Genomic DNA, 17,801 nt, shown 5'->3' with positions numbered 1-17,801 from the left:
ATACCCCGTTCACAAGAAACTTAACCACGATGTTTCCAATAATAATCAATAGGTATGAAAAGCCCTACCCTGCCATATGATTCATGATTCAGAGTGGCGAAAACAACACCAATCACTTCACCATCCATGTTAATGACAGGACTTCCGCTGTTCCCTTTGTATACCGGAGCATCCAGCATATATACCGGCTGGTTCCATCCATTCAGGGTAATCGAATCAATAATGGTTCCTTTATTTGCAATTCCATTGAAACGTAATGGATTACCGATAAAGTAAATCGGTGTGTCCGGCTTAAAGCTTGGTTTCCCGGATAAGTTTAAATGCGGCAAGTGGTTCCCTTCCATATCCAGAACAGCAAGGTCAACGGCTGGATAAGTATTTACGACGTCCGCTGTATACAGGCCTTTTTCCGGAAATGCCACTGTTACTTCTTCTTCCCCTTCCACCACATGGTGATTGGTTAAAATAGTACCGTCGGAAGAAATGGAAAATCCGGTTCCTTTGCTATTTTCGGTTTCAATAACCACAACAGCCTTTTTGTACGTTTGAATATTGTCCTTAACAGACAGCTTTGCTGAAGTTATCAGAAAGTCAATGGCCGGAAACGAGAATGTCTTTGGAATCATTGCGGCAACATTAAAAACAAGTGCAAACACAATCAGCCAAAACGCCCACTTCGGAAAGGGACGTTTTGGCTTCCGGTTCTTTTCCTCATCTGCTTTTTTCAATGCCTTTTGCCGTTCTTTCTCGACAAGTTCAACTAATTCAACATCATCTATCTCTTCATATAAATCATCATCAATTACATCACGATCTTTTCTGTCTTTGTTCATTGTACACCCTCACAACAATCGATTGGTCAGACTGCCCGCTTGGCCTTCCCCTGCTGCATTTGGTACATATGATAGTAAATACCTTTTCCATCAATCAACTGATGGTGGCTGCCTCGTTCTTTTATTATACCATTTTCAAGTACAAAAATGGTATCTGCCTCCTGAATGGTGGATAAACGGTGTGCAATGACGAGTGTTGTTCTGCCTTTTTTCAGTACATCAAGCGCATGCTGAATCATCGCTTCCGTTTCGGTATCGATGTTTGCAGTTGCCTCATCCAATATTAGTATAGATGGATCAAATGCCAGCGCACGAGCAAAAGAAATAAGCTGGCGTTCCCCAAGTGAAAAGGTGGATCCTCCTTCTGTCACTTTTTCATCAAAACCATTCGGCAGTTTTTTTATAAACCGGTCCGCCCCTACAGCTTTCAATGCCTGAATTGCTGCATCCCGGGCAATACGATGATCCCCCATCGTAACATTCGACAGAATGGTTCCGGAAAACAGAAAAGGATCTTGAAGTACAATCCCCATATGGCTCCGCACCTGCTGCCTGGACCATTCTTTCGTATGATGGCCGTCAATGGTAATGGAACCATGCTGCGGATCGTAAAACCGGAACAACAGATTCATAATGGAACTTTTTCCTGACCCGGTATGCCCCACAAAAGCGGCCGTCTGACCTGATTTTACACGAAACGAAATATCATTCAGTACGTAATCCACATCATTATACGCAAACGATACGTGATCAAATTCAACATTGCCGCTATACTTATCAATTTTGTCATTGATCACTTTTTCACCATTGTGATCCATCAGTTTAAATACTCTTGATCCGGCAACCCGTGCCTGTTCAATCAGCGGCAGCTGATTCACGATATCTTCCATCGGCTCAAATAAACGAGTCAAGTAGTCTACAAACGCATAAAGCATCCCGATGGATATAATATTTTCCGGGTTCAGGGAAAACGAACCGAAATACCAGATAAAACCGACAAACGCTAAGTTCCGGAATACTGTAACAAGGTTGTATGAAGTCAAGGCGCTTAATTTCACAAGCTTACGCTGATACGTATAATGCCGGTCATTTAACGTTTCAAATTCTTCCTTTGTTTTTTTCTCCCTGCTGAATGCCTGAATAATCGGCATCCCCTGAATTGCTTCATTTATATTTCCATTAATTTCACTGATTGTCGACCGTACCACCTTATTGTATTTCGAACCAAAGTATTTATAAACTTTCATCCAAATGATCAACAGTGGAATTAGCAGAAGACATAATGCTGCCAGTTTCACATCCAATAAAAACAATGCACCGAAAATACCTGCCATGTAAATGATACTTGTCACGACAATGGACAGCACACGTTCATACAGGTCACGGATTGCTTCTGTATCATTGGTTATTCGGGCTACAATTTTACCTGCCGGCTGATCAACAAAATAATCAATCGGAATCCGCTGTGTATGTGCGAATATATCATTCCGCATTTTTTTAACAATCTGGTTCGATGCTTTCTGCAGCATAAACGTTTCGTTGAACTGGAATATTGCTGCAATCAGCAAAAGTACCACATATAATCCAAGTAAAAAGATGATCGGTCCCCGTTCCGGCTTGAAAAAGGGATAAACTTCCGACAAAGACAGCTTTTCACCTTCATACGTTCTTGTCTGGTCTGCTGTTTCTACGATTACGCTGCCATTTTCCACCCGCTGTTTCCCTCGCAGTGGAATAGGTTTATCGACAAAATAATAATTGGTGCCTATTTGCAGAACCGTTGCCTTACCTGTTTCCTTATCAGATTCGTTTACACGATCTGCCCGTTTATAGTGATTGCCCTGGAATGTGACAGTATCGTCATCGTCATTCATTTTTACCTGGCTCCACTCGCCTTCCACACCGACAATATGTTCATCAATGATTGTTTTGGCGATTAAGGGACCTGCCAATTCCAATGCCACAGCAATGATCAAACAGCCCAGTCCAATTAAAATACCTTTCTTAAAATGTAATGCATACTGAAATAATCTTTTTTCAGTTGAATTATTCTTCATCAGGAGGACACCTCCTTATCATTTAGTTGCTGCTGCTGATATTGATCCTTATACCAGCCGTCCAGCTTCATTAAGTCTTCATGCGTTCCTTTTTCAATAATTTTACCGTCTTCCAGCACAATGATCTGATCTGCATGTGTGACAGCAGACATCCGATGCGCTGCTATAAAGGTTGTTTTGTTTTGACGTTCCTCACGCAAATGCTCAATTATTTTCGCCTCTGTTTTCCCATCGACTGCGGACATGGAATCATCCAGTATCAGTACTTCAGGATTCTTAATAAACGCACGTGCAAGTGCCACACGCTGTTTTTGTCCACCGGAAAGCGTAACACCGCTCTCGCCTACCTCGGTATCCAGATCATTCGGGAGCTGTTTTATATCATCCAAAAAATGCGCAAGCTCCATCACCCGGTATATTTCCTGATCAGCAGCGTCTTCTTTTCCGAATTGAATGTTTTCGCGAATCGATTTTGAAAACATAATCTGATCCTGTGGGACGTATCCAATCCAATCACGCACTTGGGTCAATCGAATTGCTTCCAGTTCAGTGCCGTCCATTTTAATAGAACCCTTCACACCTGGATATTGCTTAAGCAGCAGCTTGAATAGTGTTGTTTTTCCTGAACCGGTTTTACCGACTATCCCAATCGTCTGTCCCTTTTCCACATTCAAATTGATATTTTCCAATTGTTTGACAGCGGTTTCCGGGTAAGAAAACGAAACCTCTTCAAAATGAATTGAATTAAGGCTGTCGACTTGCACAGACTGCTTCGGATCTTTGACATCCGCCTTGTAATCCAGCGTGCTGTTCACCCGGTCGAGTGAAGCATTCCCGCGCTGCAGAATATTAATTAGTTCACCAACTGCAAACATTGGCCAAATAAGCATTCCTAAGTATACGTTGAAGGTTACCAAATCACCTAGTGTAATCCCGCCTTCAAATACAAGCAGCGCGCCGTATCCAATACCAATTGTATAGGATAAACCAACCAGAATTTTCATCGTTGGTTCAAACAGTGCGTCAATTTTGGCAACTGCGATGTTTTTCTCATATACATCATTCGTCATGTTCTGGAACCGATTTTCATCCTGGTCTTCCTGCACAAATGCCCTGATTACCCGGACTCCGCGAATCGACTCCAGCACTTCATTGTTCATATCCGCAAATGCTTCCTGTGCTTTGGTAAATCTCGCATGAATTGCTGCACCATACTTGTTCATGACAATTGCCATAACTGGCAATGGAATTAAGGCCGCAAGTGTAAGCTTCCAGCTGATGGTAAATCCCATCATTGCCACAATCATGAACATGAATGTTGTGGAATCAACAAGTGTCAGCACCCCAAATCCCGCTGTCAGGCTGATCGCTTTCAGATCATTCGTGCTGCGGGCCATCAAATCGCCTGTACGGTATTTTCCAAAAAAAGTCGGAGTCATTTTCAGAAAATGCGCCATTAATTTGCTTCGTGTCCACCGTTCCAAAATGACCGCACCGCCGAATAACGTGTAATCCCATAGAAATGAGATCGCATAATGGACAATCGTCAACATGAGATAACCCACTACCAGCATTACCAATAATTTCATTGTCAGCGTCTCAAATTGTATTTTATCAATTGCATATCCCACCAGCTTTGGCGGGATCAGCCCAATGGCACTGGAAATAATCAATGCAATAATTGCAAATGTATACCGCTTCCAGTAATGTTTGAAAAACCAATCGAGCTTCTTAAAAACCTGAAACATGTCAATCACCCGCTTTCTCTCTCTGAATACCTTCCTGTCAGACAACAAAAGCACACGCCTGTGACGTGTGCTGTCGTGAAAATAAGCATGGTGTACCCCTTATAAACACAAAAAAGTCACAGGCATGTGCGGCCACGTGACTAGTTCGTTAATCTTAAGAAGTAAAGTTTACATGTTACCGTCCAGGAAGGCCACACCAATTATTAATTTTTGAATTTGCACTTGATTCATTCCTTGTTGTTGTTGCTGTTGTTGGATATTGTTTCGCATGATTGTGACCTCCTCTCTGTTTTATTGTACTCAATTATTATAGTGTTAAGAAAATTTTAAGTCAACGTTTTTTTGGAAATTTTTTATTAAAAATTGTGATGTATGACTTGAAGACAAAAAATAAAAGAGAACAATCCGCTGTACGGAATATTCCCCAGCATACTCATAAGGTTTTCAATGTACCTGTGTGCCATTTTCTTTGCCAATACTGACTCCAAGGTTTACCATATTCCTTACCTTTTCATACGGGACATTAGTTGAATCAGCAATCTCCTTGAGTGATACATGAGGACGTTTGGCGATATAACTCCGCACGCTGTCTCTTTCAACCAGACAGGTTTTACACAGCATAAACGGGCTTGATTCCATCGGTTGCTTGCATAAACGGCAATTCCTTACAAATGCTCCCATTTATATCACCCCTTATGAATTGGTATCTTTATTTTACATCAATCGACAATGTTTGACAATGGAATATTTAAAATCTTAAGACAAATGCTCTCCTTTTACTCCCTCCATTCATCTTAAAGGAAAATATGCAGGAGAATTAGAAAATAAAGCAGCATGGACAAATATAAATGTGCCAGTCTCCGCTTACCGGTTGCCTTTATCCTCCGCAGCCACCCACTTGCCATAACCCCCGTCACACCAATAAAAGCAATACCTCCGCTTATTATTTTCGGCGTGACATCCGCTAAGCCATAGTTACCCAAAATCAGCGATAGATGCAACACAATCAGACTGAAACCAGTTAATCCGATGAGTACATGAAACGGCATAATCTTACGTGCCCGCTTCGCAATTTTAATCCGTTCATTTCGACTCGTTAAATACCTTACTTTTGAAAAAATCGCATGCATGTTCCAATTGAATAAAATACACAGCAGACCACAGACTGCAACTAGTACCGGGAATGAAAAATCCCGTATCATTCTCACAACGGCAAAAACGAACAAACCAACATTCAGGAGAAACCAATAATTCATAACGTCACACCTCTGCCCATAGTGTAACCAATATGTGCATATACTTTTGTGACATTCCCCACACGCAAATCCCGCTGATGAAAATAAAATCAAACATGATATAATCATTAAGTAAACTTATTTCATAGGCGGGTATGCAATGTTACTAAAAGGCAGCTACAAAAAAGTGGAACCTGCAAATGCAGCCATCATTATGGCAAATGGTATTTTCCTGATTGGAGCGGTGGAGGCTTTTCCCCTTCTTGATATCCAACTTGGAAAATATCTGGCATTTTTACTTCTTATTGCCTGGATTATTATTTACAAAGATTTATCTGTGCAATTTTTTCACCGGGATTTTTTAATTCCATTCGTCAAGCATCCGGTCAACTCATTCGTGATTGGAACATGGATTGCCGGTGTATCCGTGCTCTGCAATGTGTTTTTGCGGTACTTCCCGGGCATTGCCCTTATGACCGAAACGATGGCCATTTTCAATACGTTTTTATTTCTATTTTTTTTGGCCAATTGTTTTTATAATTTCAAGCAATTATTTTTTGATCACAAAGGCTATCCGGTTCATGGCGCAATCCTGTTATCTACAGTCGGAACACAATCAATCGTCATACTGCTAAACAATGTTTTTTTCACGTTTCCTGTCTATTTTTCGGAAGGAATCATTATTTTAGGTCTCATTTTCTATCTTTCCAGCATCACCTTGATTTGTAACCGATATTTCCGAAATAAAGACTGGAACATGGCAGATGATTGGGAAAACACGAATTGTATTATTCATGGGGCGCTTTCAATTACCGGGCTCGCGATTGTGACAACAAATACATTCACACCATTTTTTGTATCCGTTTTTTGGATTCTCGTATTTGTTCTAGTAATTGCAGTTGAGATTTTGGAAATCGTCCGGGCGGCTAAACGCATTTACCGCTATGGGCTGAATGAGGGCATTCTGACGTATCAAGTGACACAATGGTCCCGAAATTTTACATTCGGTATGTTTTATACATTTACATGGGTAATGCATTTAAATCCGTTTTATACAATACCTGAACCATTGTATAATTTCCAGACCGCTTTTATGAACATATGGGCATGGGTAGTTTTGATTTCGATCATTGCACAAATAGCAATTTATGTAAAATCACGATTCATGGCAAGAGAAAAACAGCAGGAAGCCGTACAGTAGAAAGAGACTAGGACATATCAGAAAAGTGTAATCCAAAAGACGAACAATTGGAAATTTAGCGTAGTATATTTCCGGAGCGGTTATTCGCGCCATTTTCCAATAGGTTGTTCGGATATTACTATGGATAAAACACTTTTGTCCTAGTCTCTTTTCCTATATTTTTTTATTGCCAAATATTCTATACGCTGTTAAGCTATAATAGTTCACTTATGAAACTATTCATCTATTGAACCATAAATCAGGAGGTGCGACATGGAACTGAAAAAACTGATCGGCCGGTATCAGGATGCAACGAACAGCATTTACCGCAACGTAAACATAATGATGAAAGAAAAAATACATTCCGATATTACAACAGACCAATTTTCAACACTGCAATACATTCAACAGCATGAAAAATGTACCAGTACAGAAATTGCACAAACATTCGGAGTTGGGAAAAGTGCAGTCACCGCACAAATTACCCGTTTGTATGAAAAAGGATTAATCAAACGGGTACGGGATCAAAAAGACCGGCGGAACGTATATTTATATGTCACTGAAAAAGGAATTGATCTGATCACATATACCGAAAAGGAAATCTATGCTGAAATCGGTAAATACCTTGGACACTTTGAAGAAGAAGAAATAACGACCTTCATCCATTCACTTGAAAAATTAGCTGCCATCATGGAACGGGAGGATACATCCCTATGAAACACATTTTACGCTTCAGATGGCTGATCGCAGCTGCCTGGGTAATCGGAGTAGCAGCGTTATTTATCCTGGCGCCAAACCTGCAGGAACTTGTCAGTAAAAAAGGACAGATTACTGTACCTGAGGATTATCCATCACAAGAGGCACAAGAGTTACTTGAGGAAATGTCTTCGGATAACGGAGCGCAAACAACAAGTGCTGTCCTTGTATTCCATGATGATAATGGGCTCGATAAATCTGAAAAAAATGAAGTCAAAAACGCAATCAATCAACTAAAAAGAAATAAAGATCACCTCGGAATTTCAGATATTCTGGCGTTTACGGATGATAAAAAAATTGAGGAACAAACCGTTTCTAAAGACGACTCAACTATATTAGTTCCATTCAGTGTTTCCCTGAAAAATCAGGAGATTGATCAATCCAGGGAGAAAATTTACAATACAGTTGATGATATCAAGGTAGAGCATTATCTTACCGGACAGGATTACATTCAGCAGGACATCATTAAAAACTCGCAAGAAGGTCTGAAAAAAACTGAAATAATTACGGTTGTACTCATCCTGATTATCTTGTTTGCCGTCTTTAAGTCTGTAGTGGCACCATTTATCCCACTCTTGACCGTTGGCATAAGCTATCTTGCTGCACAAGGTGTCGTTGCAATTTTAGCGGATACTGCCGGATTTCCGTTATCAACCTTTACCCAAATATTCATGGTTGCTGTCATGTTTGGAATCGGAACGGATTACTGCATTTTATTGATCAGCAGATTCAAAGAAGAAATAAGCACCCAAGAATCGGTAAAGGATGCAGTTATAGCAACTTATAAATCTGGCGGGAAAACAATCTTTTTCGCAGGTTTGGCTGTTCTGATTGGGTTTTCCACAATTGGACTTTCAACTTTTTCCCTATACCAATCTGCTGTTGCAGTAGCAGTTGGTGTCGCAGTTGTCCTCATTGCACTTGCGACATTAGTGCCGTTTTTCCTGACTGTCTTAGGAAAAAAACTCTTTTGGCCGTTTGATAAAAATGTCAGTCATAAAGAAAGCAGGATCTGGGGAACCGCCGGAAAATTCGCCTGGGCTCGACCGATTTTGGCGCTGTTAATTGTTGCTGTCATTACTGTACCTGCCCTATTGACTTACGATGGCGCCAAATCCTATAACTCGCTTGAAGAAATCGGTGATGAATATGGATCCGTAGAAGGGTTTAACATGATTGCGGATAGCTTTGGTCCCGGTCAGACGATGCCATCTACCGTAGTTGTTAAAGCGGATCATCCGATTGATTCTGTAAGTGAATACCAGGATATAGCTGATATTTCACAGGAACTGGCACAAATGGACGGTGTCGATCAGGTTCGCAGTGCAACAAGACCGGCTGGTGAAATTATTGACGACTTTCTTGTAAAAAGTCAGACAGACCAACTTGCCGGCGGAGTTGATAAAAGTACAAAAGGCATCAAAAAAATTCAGGACGGCCTGCAGGAAGCTGCTTCTGAACTGAACAAATCCTTGCCGCAGTTACAAAATGCGGAAGAAGGTGTCAATCAGCTGATGCAAGGAACACAAAAAGCAAATAATGGCCTTGGGGACATCAGCAATGCACTCGGTGAAATTCAAAACGGGATTCAGTCAGGTGCAACAGGTGCAGAGGAGATCAAGAGCAATCTGCAAACGATTAAAAGTAATCTGGATCAATCGATTGCCGGAAATCAAAAGCTGCTCAATGGGTATCAGGAGATTGCCAACGGGCTGGATCAATTCGGTGCGAAATCAGTACCAGCAAGTGATTTGCAGGCCATGATCGAAACACTTAATGATGCCAAAAACAATATTCAAACAGTTATGGAACAAAATCCCGAATTAAAAAATAGCAAAGCATTAAAAACAGCCATTGGGCAGATTGACGGAACTATCGATGGCATCAAACAGATGCAAGAACAACTAAAAAAACTTTCCGGTGCCGAAGACCAGGTTCAACAAAAAGTTATCGCTCCATTAAACACGTTGAACAGCAAATTCGAACAATCCATCGCCGGACAGCAAAAATTGTCAGATGGAATTGGCCAATTAATCAGTGCCATTGAACAACTGCAATCCGGTCTGAACCAGGCAGCTGATGGTCAAGGCCAAGTTGTCAATAAAATACCGAACCTGCAGGATGGCCTGTCGCAAATTTATGGCGGTCAAAAAGAATTGAAGACCGCATTTTCGGATATGCAAAGCCAGCTAAAAAAATTATCCGGCGGCTTGGATGACAGTTCTGACGGCCTGAAAAAAATCAATAACGGATTAAACGATGTTGAGCGTTATCTCGGTGATTTTGAGACAAACAGCACTGACAGTACGGTTGTGATTCCAAAACAGGCAGTGGAAAATGAAGATTTCATCGAAGGTACAAAACCGTATCTTTCTGATGACAAAACCATTGCCAAGTTCGATGTCGTACTTGATTCAAATCCGTATTCAACCAAAGCTATCCAGATGGTTGATAAAATCGAAAAAACATTTAATGACAACAAAAAGGACACTGTTTTTGCCAACAGCGATCCAAAAATTGGCGGGGTCAGCAGTACGAACAATGATTTGCAGAATATCTCCGATGCTGACTATACCCGAACAGCCATTTTGATGATAGCAGGTATTTTCATTATCCTTGTGATCCTGCTCCGTTCATTAATCATGCCAATCTACCTGATTGGATCCTTGATTCTGACGTATTTCACATCGATGGCTTTTGCTGAGCTGATCTTTGTTAATATATTTGATTATGCGGGACTGTCATGGGCTATCCCATTTTTCGCTTTTGTTATGCTCATGGCACTCGGTATCGATTACAGCATCTTTGTAATGGACCGCTTCAATGAATATAAAAATGGCAGCATTAAAGAGGCATTGCTGTCTGCCATGAAAAACATGGGAACAGTTATCATTTCAGCGGCAATCATTTTGGCCGGAACATTTGGAGCAATGCTCCCATCAGGTGTTCTGTCACTTCTGCAAATTGCAACAGTCGTCATCTTCGGCCTGTTCCTTTATGCTTTTGTAATGCTGCCGTTGTTTATACCAGTATTGGTCCGCCTGTTCGGCAAAGCAAACTGGTGGCCATTTAAAAAATAAATATTCGGCGACAAACCAAAACAAAAAACTGACTCCACAATTGGGAGTCAGTTTTTTTAGTTCATAGTCGTTTTTATAATTTCAATTACCCGGTCACGGGATTTGTCGCTGTGGTACTTTTTCATATTATCTGTAATGACAGGAGATTTTTCCTTAAGCTTGAATAACTCGCTAACAAGCGATTCTTCACTCATTTCCTCTTCTTCCAAAATACGGGCATACCCCTGTTCCTTAAATGATTGTGCGTTGATAATTTGATCTCCCCTGCTTGCCTGCCTTGATAATGGCACCAGCAGCATCGGCTTTCGCAATGCCAAAAATTCAAAAATGGCATTGGATCCTGCCCGGGAAAGGATAAAGTCTGCTGCAGCGAAAAGATCTTTTAATTCCTCATTTACATATTCAAATTGCCTATAACCTTCCTGATTATAGGATTCATCCATCTTGTCATAACCGCAAATATGGACAATCTGAAATTCCGGCAACAATTTATCAAGACTGCTTCTTACAGTTTGATTGATTTTCTCGGAACCGCCGCTGCCGCCCATTATCAGCAACACTGGTTTCTTTTGGTCAAACCCGCAGTGATTCAGTCCCTCTTCCTTGTCACCTTCGAAAAGTTCATCGCGGATTACAGCACCAACATATTCCGCTTTTTCCTCCGGCAGGTAATTCATTGTTTCCGGGAATGTCGCAAGCACCTTTTCAGCAAATGGAATCGCTAATTTATTTGCGAGTCCCGGTGTAAAATCGGATTCGTGAATAATCGATGGCACACCACGCATCTTGGCGGCCATGATGACAGGAACTGACACAAATCCACCTTTGGAAAAAATGACGGACGGTTTCCGTTTACCGATTATCCGCCATGCCTGCATGGTACCTTTCATCACTTTGAATGGGTCCTTAAAATTTTCTTTTGACATATATCTTCTTAATTTTCCTGTTGAAATCGGATAATATGTAACGCCGTCAAGCTTCTCTATCAGTTTACGCTCAATACCACCTTTGGAACCTATATAATCAATTTCCCAGCCCTCTTTTTGGAAAATCGGAATGAGAGCAAGGTTGACTATAACGTGGCCGGCAGTTCCACCGCCGGTAAACATAATTCGGTTTGCACCCATCAGTTTAGCCCCCTTCTTTCGTAAAACAAAATACATCTGCTTAAATTATCTCAAAACAATACACATTCCACAATAAAGAGTTAAAAAAACCGCCTGCACATGAGACGGTTTTTTTAAAATCTAAAGAAACAGGCCTGCAACTGTTGCTGACAAGATAGATGCCAATGTCGCACCAATCAGAAGTTTCATGCCAAATCCGGAAACCTCAACAGCTTTTTTACTGTCGATGGCTTGTACAGAACCGGCAATGATTCCAATCGATGAAAAGTTTGCAAAACTGGTCAAAAATACAGTCACGATACCGATTGTTTTTTCCGACATGCTTCCAAGCATTTTTTCAAATTCCAGCATGGCCACAAATTCATTTGTCACGATTTTGGTACCCATTACGCCGCCTGCCTTAATTACTTCACTTGGGTCAATCCCCATCAGTATACCAATTGGGGCAAGAACATAGCCAAGTATTTCCTGAAGTGTAACTCCCGCAAAAATGAATTGAATAAGCCAATTAACCAGATTTAACGAGGCAATAAAGGCAACAAGCATCGCTGCAACAATTAATGCAATTTTTCCGCCGTCAAGTGCACCATTACCCATTGCTTCAAAAAGACTTTTATCAGTTGAAACTTCTTTTATATCAACATGATCCTCTTCTTTCGGAACATTAACCGGTGCGATTACGGATGCAATCATCAGTGCACTGAACATATTCAAAGGCAATGCCACGAGCACGTATTCGGGCGGTAAAATTTGGATATACGCCCCTACAATCGATGCAGATACAGATCCCATTGCAGATGCACTGACAATGTACAATCTGTTTTCACTTAAATGGTGAAATTGTGATTTTATAGCCAGCAATGCTTCTGACTGCCCAAAAAAGATACTGTTCACTGCGTTGAATGATTCTATTCGCGGCAAACCGGTAACTTTTGATAAAAAACCACCAAGATATTTAATAATTGGGGGCAAGATTTTTAAATACGTCAATACAGACAAAATTGTCGAGAAAAAGATAATCAGAAGCAGCACATCAAAGAAAAAGATGCTTCCACCATCTACCCGTGCCACACCGCCCAATATGAAATTAATTCCTTCCGTACCGAATTCAATCAATTTGTTAAATCCGGCTGAAATACCATTTATAACAGCTTGACCAATATCTGTTGCAAACATGAACCAAGTTGTTAATAGTTGTCCAACCAACATAACCCCGACACCGAGGTAATTAATATTTTTTCGGTCATTGGACATTAAGTACGCAATACCCAGAACGATAATAATTGCCAATAACCCAAGAAGAATTTCCACGTATGATCCTCCCTTATCATAGTTGTCTGAAACTGTTTTCAAATCCATAAGTGATTTTAGCAGGTTGTCAGACGTCTTGCAAGTTATATTTTCGGTAATCTTTTTTTAGTATACCCTTGACCCTGACTTAATTAATCATAAAAAAAAAGCGCAAGCACCCGTTTAGCAACGTATATAGTGAAACTTTATTCAGTAGTGGTTTCCCGCTGAATATTAGTTGAACCAATCGGGCTTGAACAGGCAGTAGTGCCGATATACCCGCTGTTCTATCGATATAAATGCCTTTCTGGGCGCTGGGGCTGGACGTGGCTCATTCGGTAATCTAATGTAAAAAGGCTTCAACTGGTTATCCAGCTGAAGCCCTTAACATTAATGTGCCGGGAAGAAAATCATTTGCAGCACAAAAATAATTCCAAAAAAGTACAGGATCCAATGAACATCTTTTCCTTTTCCACTGACTAGTTTCAGGAGCGGATATGTGATAAAGCCGACGGATATTCCCGTTGCAATACTTGACGTTAACGGCATCATAATAATAATTGCAAATGCCGGGAATGCCTCGTCGAATGTTTTCCAATTAATCCGTGCCAAACCATCCATCATAAAACAGCCAACGATGATTAAAACCGGTGCCGTTATTGCAGGCAAATCAGCAATTGCACTGATAATAGGTGTAAAGAAAATGGAAATTGCGAACAAAACTGCAACTACAATTGATGTCAGTCCTGTTCTGCCGCCTGCCGCAACACCAGATGTTGACTCAACATATGCAGATGAAGGACTTGTCCCAAACATAGAGCCGACAGTAGTAGCTGTTGCATCCGCCAACAACGCCGATTTGGCCCGCGGCAGCTTCCCATTTTTCATGAAGCCCGCCTGCTCAGCCACACCAATCATCGTTCCGGTAGTATCAAAAATGGTAACAAGCAAAAAGGCAAATATAACAGTATAAAGACCATTGGCAAAAACACCGCCAATATCAAGGTCAAAAAATACTGGAGCGGGAGGCATTGATGCTACACCATTGAAATCGAGTTGACCTGTGAAGAATCCGATAATCCCGGTAACAAGCATCCCAATGAATAATGCCCCTTTAATATTCCACGCCATTAACATTAACGTAATGAAAAGACCAGCCAGTGTCAGCAATGTCAATGGCTGGTGCAAATCACCAAACCCGATCATGTTTGCTTCATTCGGGACTACTATTCCGGACATTTTTAACCCGAGAAACGCAATAAACAAGCCAATTCCGGATGTGATACCAAATTTAAGTGATGGAGGAATCGCTTCAATCAACGTCTCACGCAATTTGGTAAAACTTAACACAATAAAAATAATTCCGGCGAGAAAAACCGTTCCCAGTACAATCTGATATGATACATCCTGGCTTGCAGCAACACTGGCAAAATATGCATTCATTCCCATACCAGGAGCAATGGCAATCGGATAGTTCGCCCCCAGTGCCATAAATACCGTCCCGACAACTGCGGAAATAACTGTCGCCATAAAGACCTGTTCAAATGGAATACCCGCTGCAGATAAAATCGCCGGGTTTACCACAATAATATAGACCATGGTCAAAAAAGTTGTAATCCCCGCGACAACTTCTGTTCGGATATCTGTATTGTTTTGTTTAAACTTAAATAGTTTCTCCACGTTTTCCACCTAACTTCCGAATAATATTACCAACAATTAATATAATATTCGTTTTTAATAGTAATTGCAATGATTTCGGAAGATCTTTTCGATGGCAGGCGGTTCAAACACATTGTCACGGGGAATGAGTACCTATCTCAAATCAATATGCCTCTACAATTTCAAAACCATTCCCTCAAACGTAACTGGGAATCAACCTTCGTATACCGTTATCGACCTTGAAGAAGAAGTTATCAACCGTCATATTCCGGTTATCAACCATCAATGCCAGAATATCAACCTTCACAGACAAGATATCAACCTTTAAGGGCGGGAATCTACATCATATATATAATTCGGGATATCACCGAATAATTCGTTCATATTCTTGCCACCAATCATCACAAGCTGGTGCATAGCCCTCGTACAAGCGGTGTAAAAAAGTGTTTTTTCCGCATGCATCATCGATTCCGCATTCGGAATAATGACTGCATCAAATTCGATTCCCTTCGCCAAATAGACTGGAAGAATGAGCAGCCCTTTTTCAAAATTGTACGTTTCTTCATTTATTTGTTTTACTGGAACTTTTCCATCCAAAGATTTGAAAACAGCATCGCTTTCCTCCATTGTCTTGCAAATAATTGCAATTGTTTCGCTGCCTTTTTCCTGAAGTCCGTGGATTGAATGCAGCATTGCAGAAGTGCAGTCCTTTTCATTTTCTAATTGGATTAGCTGCGGTTTCATACCATCCCGATTAAATGGTTCGATCTTCTCCCCATCCGGCGCAAAATAGGAAGTGAACATTACAATTTGTCTGGTGGAGCGATAGCTTTTAGTCAGGGTAATCCGCTCGTTGCTTTCTCTGATATGCTCCGGGAGCAATGGATTATCCTCTACCGTATTTGCAAAAATTGCCTGATTGATATCACCCAATAACGTCATCCGGGTATATGGAAAAACATCACTCAAGTACGCAAACTGAAATGCGGAAAAATCTTGTGCTTCATCTATGAAAAGGTGACGTACCGAACGATCCGAACTTGCACCAAGAATGCTGTCTTTAAAATAGAGATATGGTGTTGCGTCTTCCCAGGATAAGAAATTTTTCAGCAGATTATTCTCAGTCAAATCGGATATTTCGTTCCAATATTCCGGCGCTTCCGGTGGTGTCCACTCCGTAAATAACCGACGATACGTTTTGAATACATGAACAAATTCCATCCGCTTCACACGTTTTTTTATTGCTGAAAATGCCCGTTTTACAATTTCGGTACGAAGAATCTCTTCCTCCATGGCCGGATCATCAGCATCCATTTCTTCATTTTTATAATACGCTTGTGCGTAATCTTCTTTGTTCAGAAGTTCAACGCGCTCCATCACCCAATCCTTCCGCTTTTCTTCCTTTTGATGTTTCCTTAATTCCTTCAGCAGCCATTTAACTACAAGCTCCATTTTATTTGGAATGGCGATGGAACTGTCCAAGGTGTAGAAATAATCCCGGATTTGTTCTTTGGAAATAAGGACTTCATTATGAAGGGTAATGTTTCTGAACTGAATTTCACCCTTCATCAAATGTTTTACAAATTGATTGATCATATGTTTAAAACCTGTACCCGATTTATAATCAATATTTTTCATACGGACTGCGTAACCGTCCTGATTTTCCTGTGTCAGGACATATTCCATCTGATCAAAGGGAGATTCAACCGAAATAGTTGATTCAACCCGATTTTCCACATAATCATAAAAGGTATATTGCCTGACATTGGCTTCTCCAAGTTCAGGCAGTACATTTGCAATATAACTGCTGAATAATGGGTTTGGTGAAAATAGAACCACATTGTCAGGATGGAGTTCTTCCCTGTAACGGTACATCAAGTAGGCAATTCGCTGGAGCGCGGCTGACGTTTTTCCGCTTCCTGCCACTCCTTGAACAATCAAAAGTTTACTTCGCTCATTCCGGATTATTTTATTTTGTTCCTGCTGAATGGTTGCAACAATACTTTTCATACTGGTACTTGCGTTATTGCCAAGGGCCTGCTGTAAAAGTTTATCCCCAATGGTTATGCCTGTATCGAACATACCTTTAATCAGCCCTTGTCTTATGATAAATTGCCGTTTTAAAGCTATTTCTCCCTCGATTATTCCATCAATGGTTTCATATGCTGCCTTACCTGGAGGGTAATCATAGTATAGGCTGGAAATCGGGGCGCGCCAATCATAAACAAGAAAATCCTCTTCCTGATCATCCATTAATGAGGAAATTCCAATATAAATATTTTCTTTTTCACTGCCCTGTTCTTTAAAATCAATCCGTCCAAAATAAGGTGAATCTTTCAGCCTGTAAAGTATTTTCAGTTCGTCATCGATTTTTCCATGCGTGCGTTCCCTTTCAGATAACAACTCTGCCTGCTGCTTAATGCTTGCCTGCGTTTCAATGACATCATCAGGCTCATCAAGGTTTACAGTCACGTCTTCCCAAAAGTTTTTTCTTAAGTTAATAACACTTTCTTTCAAACCGGAAGATTTAGCATTCAGCCTCTCTTCTTTTATATTGATTTCCTGAATAACATCATTCACCCGCCGCTGCTCATCTGCGCGGCTTTTTGCATGACTCAAGCAATCAACCCCATTCATTTTATATTCTGTTTGACTTTCATTTTTAATGATGTTATAATAATAATGGATAGTTATATATCATTAAATTGAAATTTGACTCTAACTTACTTAGTTTACCATGCTATTATTTACAATGCAATAACTTTTTATAAAAATAATCCGGCTTTGAATTTTTCAAAGCCGGATTATTTTTATACACAAAAACCCCGCAATGGTG

General features: G+C 40.6%; 12 protein-coding genes. 3 read left to right on the top strand and 9 right to left on the bottom strand.

Features of this window, described 5'->3' with window-relative positions; translation table 11 throughout:
- Positions 1-20: 20 nt before the first annotated feature.
- From B1K71_RS05270 to B1K71_RS05250, 5 genes are all read right to left on the bottom strand, one after another.
- Positions 21-833 (bottom strand): S1 family peptidase, encoded by an 813-nt coding sequence (locus B1K71_RS05270; protein ID WP_077324943.1) that lies wholly within the window; start codon positions 831-833, stop codon positions 21-23.
- Positions 834-859: 26 nt separating this feature from the next.
- Positions 860-2,890 (bottom strand): ABC transporter ATP-binding protein, encoded by a 2,031-nt coding sequence (locus tag B1K71_RS05265; protein WP_077324942.1) that lies wholly within the window; start codon positions 2,888-2,890, stop codon positions 860-862.
- Complete coding sequence (locus B1K71_RS05260) at positions 2,890-4,638, bottom strand: ABC transporter ATP-binding protein (protein ID WP_077324941.1); 1,749 nt, start codon at positions 4,636-4,638, stop codon at positions 2,890-2,892. The genes B1K71_RS05265 and B1K71_RS05260 overlap by 1 nt, the downstream gene beginning before the upstream one ends.
- Positions 4,639-5,082: 444 nt before the next feature.
- Positions 5,083-5,319, bottom strand: coding sequence for a hypothetical protein (locus B1K71_RS05255; protein ID WP_077324940.1), 237 nt, complete (start codon positions 5,317-5,319; stop codon positions 5,083-5,085).
- 113 nt (positions 5,320-5,432) lie between these two features.
- Positions 5,433-5,894 (bottom strand): hypothetical protein, encoded by a 462-nt coding sequence (locus B1K71_RS05250; protein WP_077324939.1) that lies wholly within the window; start codon positions 5,892-5,894, stop codon positions 5,433-5,435.
- Positions 5,895-6,033: 139 nt separating this feature from the next.
- Between B1K71_RS05250 and B1K71_RS05245 the strand changes: the two genes are divergently transcribed.
- From B1K71_RS05245 to B1K71_RS05235, 3 genes are all read left to right on the top strand, one after another.
- Entirely contained in the window at positions 6,034-7,074 is a 1,041-nt protein-coding gene (locus B1K71_RS05245) for a hypothetical protein (RefSeq protein WP_077324938.1), read from the top strand.
- Between the two features lie 252 nt (positions 7,075-7,326).
- Positions 7,327-7,770 (top strand): MarR family winged helix-turn-helix transcriptional regulator, encoded by a 444-nt coding sequence (locus B1K71_RS05240; RefSeq protein WP_077324937.1) that lies wholly within the window; start codon positions 7,327-7,329, stop codon positions 7,768-7,770.
- On the top strand, positions 7,767-10,889 hold the full coding sequence (locus B1K71_RS05235) for an MMPL family transporter (protein ID WP_077324936.1): 3,123 nt from the start codon (positions 7,767-7,769) through the stop codon (positions 10,887-10,889). Before B1K71_RS05240 ends, B1K71_RS05235 begins: the two co-directional genes overlap by 4 nt.
- 56 nt (positions 10,890-10,945) lie before the next feature.
- Here the strand turns inward: B1K71_RS05235 and B1K71_RS05230 are convergent, their stop codons facing one another.
- From B1K71_RS05230 to helD, 4 genes are all read right to left on the bottom strand, one after another.
- The gene (locus B1K71_RS05230) at positions 10,946-12,016 is read right to left on the bottom strand and encodes an undecaprenyldiphospho-muramoylpentapeptide beta-N-acetylglucosaminyltransferase (RefSeq protein ID WP_077324935.1); all 1,071 of its coding nucleotides are present in this window, start codon (positions 12,014-12,016) and stop codon (positions 10,946-10,948) included.
- Between the two features lie 120 nt (positions 12,017-12,136).
- Positions 12,137-13,327 carry a NupC/NupG family nucleoside CNT transporter gene (locus tag B1K71_RS05225; protein WP_077324934.1) on the bottom strand — a complete coding sequence of 397 codons (1,191 nt, stop codon included), beginning with the start codon at positions 13,325-13,327 and terminating at the stop codon, positions 12,137-12,139.
- Positions 13,328-13,696: 369 nt separating this feature from the next.
- Positions 13,697-14,986: an NCS2 family permease gene (locus B1K71_RS05220; RefSeq protein WP_077324933.1), complete on the bottom strand. Its 1,290-nt coding sequence runs from the start codon at positions 14,984-14,986 to the stop codon at positions 13,697-13,699.
- A 303-nt stretch (positions 14,987-15,289) separates the two neighbouring features.
- Positions 15,290-17,584 (bottom strand): RNA polymerase recycling motor HelD, encoded by a 2,295-nt coding sequence (gene helD / locus B1K71_RS05215; protein WP_245799170.1) that lies wholly within the window; start codon positions 17,582-17,584, stop codon positions 15,290-15,292.
- Positions 17,585-17,801 lie beyond the last annotated feature (217 nt).

The sequence above is a fragment of the Virgibacillus siamensis genome, from assembly GCF_900162695.1.
Classification (GTDB): domain Bacteria; phylum Bacillota; class Bacilli; order Bacillales; family Amphibacillaceae; genus Lentibacillus; species Lentibacillus siamensis_A.
This window is presented reverse-complemented; position numbering and strand designations above follow the sequence as displayed.

What these genes read in the sequence shown, in the direction of transcription:
- B1K71_RS05270 (WP_077324943.1), bottom strand. Translation starts at nt 833, where the DNA reads ATGAACAAAGACAGAAAAGATCGTGATGTAATTGATGATGATTTATAT.
- B1K71_RS05265 (WP_077324942.1), bottom strand. Translation starts at nt 2,890, where the DNA reads ATGAAGAATAATTCAACTGAAAAAAGATTATTTCAGTATGCATTACAT.
- B1K71_RS05260 (WP_077324941.1), bottom strand. Translation starts at nt 4,638, where the DNA reads ATGTTTCAGGTTTTTAAGAAGCTCGATTGGTTTTTCAAACATTACTGG.
- B1K71_RS05255 (WP_077324940.1), bottom strand. Translation starts at nt 5,319, where the DNA reads ATGGGAGCATTTGTAAGGAATTGCCGTTTATGCAAGCAACCGATGGAA.
- B1K71_RS05250 (WP_077324939.1), bottom strand. Translation starts at nt 5,894, where the DNA reads ATGAATTATTGGTTTCTCCTGAATGTTGGTTTGTTCGTTTTTGCCGTT.
- B1K71_RS05245 (WP_077324938.1), top strand. Translation starts at nt 6,034, where the DNA reads ATGTTACTAAAAGGCAGCTACAAAAAAGTGGAACCTGCAAATGCAGCC.
- B1K71_RS05240 (WP_077324937.1), top strand. Translation starts at nt 7,327, where the DNA reads ATGGAACTGAAAAAACTGATCGGCCGGTATCAGGATGCAACGAACAGC.
- B1K71_RS05235 (WP_077324936.1), top strand. Translation starts at nt 7,767, where the DNA reads ATGAAACACATTTTACGCTTCAGATGGCTGATCGCAGCTGCCTGGGTA.
- B1K71_RS05230 (WP_077324935.1), bottom strand. Translation starts at nt 12,016, where the DNA reads ATGGGTGCAAACCGAATTATGTTTACCGGCGGTGGAACTGCCGGCCAC.